Annotated in this window: 3 protein-coding genes; 1 reads left to right on the top strand and 2 read right to left on the bottom strand. The window is 74.1% G+C overall.

The features are described 5' to 3' along the window. A partial coding sequence (locus VKG64_09230; protein HKB25222.1) for a CDP-alcohol phosphatidyltransferase family protein occupies positions 1-1,886 on the bottom strand: 1,886 nt, incomplete at its 3' end. 2 nt (positions 1,887-1,888) lie between these two features. Next, positions 1,889-4,567 (bottom strand): [protein-PII] uridylyltransferase, encoded by a 2,679-nt coding sequence (glnD, locus tag VKG64_09225; GenBank protein ID HKB25221.1) that lies wholly within the window; start codon positions 4,565-4,567, stop codon positions 1,889-1,891. A gap of 68 nt (positions 4,568-4,635) precedes the next feature. Between glnD and hisC the strand changes: the two genes are divergently transcribed. Further along, positions 4,636-5,709, top strand: coding sequence for a histidinol-phosphate transaminase (gene hisC / locus VKG64_09220; protein ID HKB25220.1), 1,074 nt, complete (start codon positions 4,636-4,638; stop codon positions 5,707-5,709). Positions 5,710-5,908: the final 199 nt, after the last annotated feature.

Here is a 5,908-nt window from a genome sequence, read left to right as displayed (position 1 = left end):
GTGACCTGCGCCGGCGCGCCGCCCGCCGCCGCCTCCGGCGCCCGGCTCGCCGCGAGCACGCCGTAGTAGGTGCGCGGCGCCTCCCCGAGGATCTCGCGATAGAGTCGCTCCGCTTCCGCCCGCTCGCCGAGCTGCTCCCGGCAGCGGCCCGTCCAGTAGAGCGCGGGGACCCGGTAGGCGCCGCCGGGCTCGGCGAGGCGCGCCCAGCGCTCGGCGGCGGCGCGCGCGTCACCCTCGAGCCAGGCGAGCCAGCCGAGGCGCCAGGCCGACGCGGCGGCCATCTCGCGCGACGGGAACCGCGCGAGCACCGCGCGGTAGGCGTCCGCCGCCTCCGCCGGGCGGTTCGCGTCCTCGAGGAGCCGGCCGCGCTGATAGAGCGCCTCGGAGGCCTCGACCTCGCCGCCCGCCGCGGCGACCTCGGCGAAGAGCGCCAGCGGCTCGCGCTGCCGTCCGGCGCGCACCAGCAGCCTGCCGCGCTCGAGCTGGAGGGCCGGGCGCAGGCCGGCGGGCGCCCTGGGGACCGCGCGCTCGAGCGCGCGCGCCGCGGACTCCCATCGCCCGAGCTTCTTCGACGCGTCGGCCGCGATGCGGAGCGCGCGCACGGCGACGGCGTCGGCACGCGTGTCGGCGGCGATGCGCTCGGCCTCCTCCGCCGCCTGCGCCGGCACGCCGCCCCGGAGCAGGCGCTCCGCGCGCTCGAGCCGCTGCGCCGTCGTGAAGGGCGCCGAGCGGAGCCCCGCGGCCTCGAGCGCGGCGAGCCGGTCGCCGGCGGCGTCGGCGTAGCCGCTCGCGGGGAGCAGGAGCTGGAGCTGGCGATAGGCCTGCGCCGCGAGGTCGCGCGCGCCGCGCGCCTCCGCCGACATCGCGAGGAGGTAGAGGGCCTCGGGCATCTCCGGCGCCTGCTGGTACGCGCCGGCGAGGCGCGCGAGCAGCGCCTCCGCCTGGGCCTCGTCGTCGGCCTGGAAGGCGAGGGTGGCCGCGAGCAGCAGCGCGCGCGGGGCGAGCCGCCCCTCGGGCCAGCCGTCGGCGACCGCCAGCGCCGTCGTGCGCGCGCCGTCGAGGTCGCCGTCGCGGGCGAGCGCCTCGGCGAGCACGAAGCCGACGTGGTCGCCGATGGGGCTCCGGCGTGCCGTCTCGCTCGCGAACTCGCGCAGGAGTGGCGCCGCCTCGCCCTGGCGGTACGCCTCGAGCGCCCCCGCCCAGGCGCGCTCGAGCTCGGGCGTGACGGCGGCCGCCGGGGTGGGCGGCTCCGCGGCCGCGCGGGGCGGCAGCAGCAGGAGGGCGGCGAGCGCCACGCCCCGCAGGAGCGCGGCGTCGCGCGTCATCCGGCGCGTGAACGCGATGCGCTGGAGCGCCGTGAGGTTCGACAGGATCGCGAGGACCCAGAGGGCCGGCTCCAGGAGGTTGGCGAGCGCGCCGGCGATGAGGCAGATCAGGCGCTCCGGGCGCTCCATCATGCCCACCGTGCACGTGATGCCGACCGACTCGGCGCGCGCCTTCGTGTAGCTCACCATCATCGAGCCGATCAGCCCCGCCATCGCCACGACGGCGCCGCGCGCGTTCGGCGTGCGCGCGAACAGGACGACGATGCCGAGCATGACGACGAGGTCCGAGTAGCGGTCGATGACGGAGTCGAGGAAGGCGCCGAACGCCGTCACCTGCCCCGAGACGCGCGCCAGCGCGCCGTCGAAGAAGTCGCAGAGCCCGGCGACGATGAGGAGGAGCCCCGCGCTCCGGATCTGGCCGGTGACGAACGCGCTGGCGGCGAGGATGCTCACGCCGAAGCCGAGGACCGTCAGGTGATTCGGCCGCAGTCGGACGCGGAAGAGGGCGCGCCCGACCGGGTCGGTCCACGCGCGAACGGGTTCGCGAAAGCGTCCGAGCATCGTCAGATCGGCTGCGCGAGCGCCTGCTCGAGCGCCGCGCGGATCCGCTCGAGCCCCTCCGGCGACTCGATCCGCCGGCCCTCGCGGTCGTGCACGTAGAAGGTGTCGAAGGCCTGGTCGATCTCGGTGGCGATGCGGGCGCTCGCGATGTCGAGCCCGAGCGTGGCGAGCGTACGCGTGATCAGGTAGAGGAGGCCCACGCGGTCGGGGCTCTTCACCTCGAGGACCGTGTAGGCGTCCGACAGGCGGTTGTCGAGCCCGATCTTCGGCGGGCCCTCGGGGCGCGTCGCGGCCCGGCCGGCCGCGCGGCGCTCGGCGAGCAGCGTCTCGACCGACCGCTCGCCCGTGAGCACCGCGCGGAGCCCGTCGAGCACGCGCGCCCAGAGGGCCGAGGACGTCACGGCCTCGCTCGTCGGGTCGTTGACCTGGAACGTGTCGATCGCGATCCCGTCGCCGCGCGTGTGGATCTGCGCCGAGATGATGTTGACCCCGTGCGCCGCGAGCGTCCCCGCGATGAGGGCGAAGAGCCCGGGGAGGTCGTGCGTGACCACGACGAGGTCCGAGGAGCCGAGGTCCGGGTGGTGGAAGAGCGCCGTCGCCACGGGCGACTCGGCGAGGTCCTGGAGCATCCGGATGTGCTCGGCCATCCGCTGGACGCCGGTCGTCTCGATGTAGCGGTCGGACATCATCGCGAGGTGCGCCCTCACCGTCTGGAGGTCCACCTCGCCCTTCGCGGCGGCCTGCAGCCGCTCGGCGAGCTCCCGCCGGTTCGGCCGCTCGACGCGGCCGCCCGTGAGCTCCTCGAGCGTCCGGACGTAGAGCTCGTGGAGGATCTGCGCCTGCCAGGGCGTCAGCACGCCCGGGCCCACCGCGCGCATGTCGGCGTACGTCAGGAGATAGAGCATGCGCAGGCGCTGCGGGTCGCCGACCGCCGCCACGAAGTCGGCGACGGTCTTCGGGTCGTGGATGTCGCGCCGCTGCGCGACGTGGGACATCGTCAGGTGGTGGGCCACGAGGAACTCGACCACCGCCGCGTCGGCCGGCGGCAAGCCCATCCGCGCCGTCAGCTCGCGAACGAGGGGGATGCCCTTGGCGACGTGGCCGTGGCCCTTCGCCTTGCCGATGTCGTGGAGCAGCATGCCGAGCATCAGGAGCTCGGGCCGCTCGATCTCGGTGAAGACGCGCGCCGCGCCCTCCGACTCCGCCGACTGGCCGGGCGCCAGCGCCTCGAGGTGCTCGACGCCGAGCAGCGAGTGCTGGTCGGCGGAGAACTTGTGGTAGGCGTCGTACTGCACGAGGCACGTCAGCGCGCCGAACTCCGGCAGGTAGCGCCCGAGCAGGCCGAGCTCGTGCATCTCCGAGAAGGTCTGCGCGACGCGCCCCCAGGCGCGGCAGATGTCGAGGAAGGGGTCGCGGACCACGTCCGAGCGCCGGAACGCGTCGTCCACGAGGTGGAGCGAGTCCTCGACCGCGCGCTCGAGGTCGAGCGAGAGCTCGCAGCCCAGGCGGTGGAGGTGCCCGAAGACCCGCATGAGCCGCGCCGGCTCGGCGCGCAACGGCGCCGGGTCGCCGTCCGCGAGATGCAGGCGCCCGTCGAAGAAGACGAGGCCGTCCGCGAGCGCCTGCTGCCGCTGGCGCCGCTCGGCCGAGCCCCGCCGCGAGAGCGTCTCCTGGCAGCGCGCGATGAGGCGCTTCGCGACGCGGTGGATGACGCGCGCGTGCAGGTAGTAGCCCCGCATGAAGCGCTCGACCCCGAGCGACTGCTCGTCGTTCTCGTAGCCGAGGTTCTTGGCGATCCGCGGCTGCAGGTCGCGCGCCAGCACGTCGTTCTTGTGGCCCGAGAAGAAGTGGAGCTCGTTGCGCACGCGCCAGAGGAAGGTGAGCGCCGCGTCGGCCGCCGCCTGCTCGCGCGGCGTGATGAGCCCCTTGTCGGCGAGCTCCCGGAGGGAGCGCGCGCCGAACTTCGCCTCGGCGAGCCACATCGCCGTGTGCATGTCTCGCAGCCCGCCCGCCGATTCCTTGACGTTCGGCTCGCCGATGTAGGGCGAGGCGCCGAACTTCCGCCAGCGCTGGTCGCGCTCCCCGAGCGTCGTCTCGAGGAACTGCCCGAAGTCGCGCCGGAAGACGTTCTCGCGCAGCACGCGCTGGAAGCGCGCGAAGAGGCGGCGCTCGCCCGCCAGGAAGCGCGCCTCCTGCATGGAGGTCCGGCTCGGGAAGTCGGTGCGCGCCATCGCGACGCAGTCGTCGAGCGAGCGCAGGCTGTGGCCGACGTGGAGCCCGAGGTCCCAGAGCGAGTAGAGGAGTTCCTGCATCATCCTCTGGACGTACGGCGTCATCTCGCCGTCGTAGATGACCATGAGGTCGACGTCGGAGAGCGGGTGGAGCTCGCCGCGGCCGTAGCCGCCGAGCGCCATCACCACCAGCGGCGTGGCCGGGAGCCCGTCGGCGGTCGCGTCGGCGGCCACGAGGCGCGTCAGCGCGTGGATGACGTCGTCCATCAGGCGCGCGTGCGTGTGGACGGACTCCTGCCCCGACGCGCCCTCGGCGTGCCTGACCTTCAGCGAGTCGAATCCTTCGGCGAGGGCCTGACGGAAGAACTCGAGCCGGAGGCGGCGCCGGTCGGGGGCGCGCGCCGCTTTCGCCTCGGCACGCCGGGCCCGGCGATACAGCTCGACCGACATGACGCCGTGAGCGTAGCAATGGGGTACGAAGACTGTCAAATCGGGCGCGGACTTACTAGAATGGGCGGGTGAGGAAGATCTGGCGCGCGGGCCTCGAGGCCCTGGTCCCCTACGACGCGGGCAAGCCCCTCGAGCGTCTCGCCGCGGAGCTCGGGGTGGCGGAGCTCGTCCGGCTCTCCGCCAACGAGAACCCGCTCGGCCCTTCGCCGCGCGTCGTCGAGGCGATCGCGCGCGAGGCCGCGCGCGTGAACCTCTATCCCGACGGCGGCGCCACGGCGCTGCGCGAGGTCCTCGCGCGGCGCCTGGGCGTCGCGCCCGCGCAGATCCTCGTCGGCAACGGCGCCGACGAGCTGATCGGGCTCGTCGCGCGCGCCGCGTTCGAGCCCGGCGACGAGATCGTCGTGCCCGAGCCCTCCTTCGAGCCGTACACGACCTCGGCCACGATCGCCGGCGCGCGCGTCGTGCCGAGCCCGCTGGCCGGCTACGAGACCGACCTCGAGGACATGAAGCGGAAGGTCACCGGCCGGACGAAGGCGGCCTTCCTCTGCTCGCCCCACAATCCCGCGGCGACGATCATCCGCGAGAAGCCGCTGCGCGCCTTCCTCGAGGCGCTCGGCGATGACCCCCCGCTCCTCATCCTCGACGAGGCGTACCGCGACTTCGTGGACGACCCCGAGTATCCGGACGGCGTCGCGCTGCTCCGCCAGCACCCGCGGCTCCTCGTGCTCCGCACGTTCTCGAAGATCGCGGCGCTCGCGGGCCTGCGCGTCGGCTACGCGGTCGCGGGCGCCGAGACGATGGACCGGTTGAACCGCGTGCGCGATCCCTACAACGTGAACCGGCTCGGCCAGATCGCGGCGCTCGCCGCCCTCGAGGACACCGCGCACTGGGAGCGGTCGCGCCGCTTCGTCCTCGAGGAGCGCCGGTTCCTCTCGGAGGGGCTCCGCGCGCGCGGCTACGCCTTCCCGCCGTCCCAGTCCAATTTCCTGCTGGTCAGGGTCCCCGACGCGCCGGCGCTCCGCGAGAAGCTCTTCCGCGCGGGGATCCTCGTCCGCGACGGCGCCGACGTCGGGTTCCCCGGCCACCTCCGGATCTCTGTCGGGCTGCGCGCGACGAACGAGAAGCTGCTCGGCCTCCTCTGAGGCCACGAACGACACGAAGCGCGCGCCGCGCGTTCCGGCCGCCCGGACCGCGGGCGTCTGATATGACTTCCGCTGTCAAGGGCCACGATGACGCCGGATCGCGAGTGTCGCCGTTCGACTCCTCGCTCCTGAGCTTCTTGCCTCATGGTGGTTGCTCGAGCCACCGGAAGAGGCGGAGCCTGTAACTGCGACGGTCGAT

The organism is Candidatus Methylomirabilota bacterium, assembly GCA_035260325.1.
In the GTDB taxonomy this organism is placed as follows: Bacteria; Methylomirabilota; Methylomirabilia; order Rokubacteriales; family CSP1-6; genus AR19.
The sequence above is the reverse complement of the archived record's forward strand: the minus strand, read 5'-3'. Positions and strand labels throughout refer to the sequence as shown.

Bases quoted from the DNA above. Each gene is read 5' to 3' on its own strand.
- glnD (HKB25221.1), bottom strand. From the start codon at position 4,567: ATGTCGGTCGAGCTGTATCGCCGGGCCCGGCGTGCCGAGGCGAAAGCG.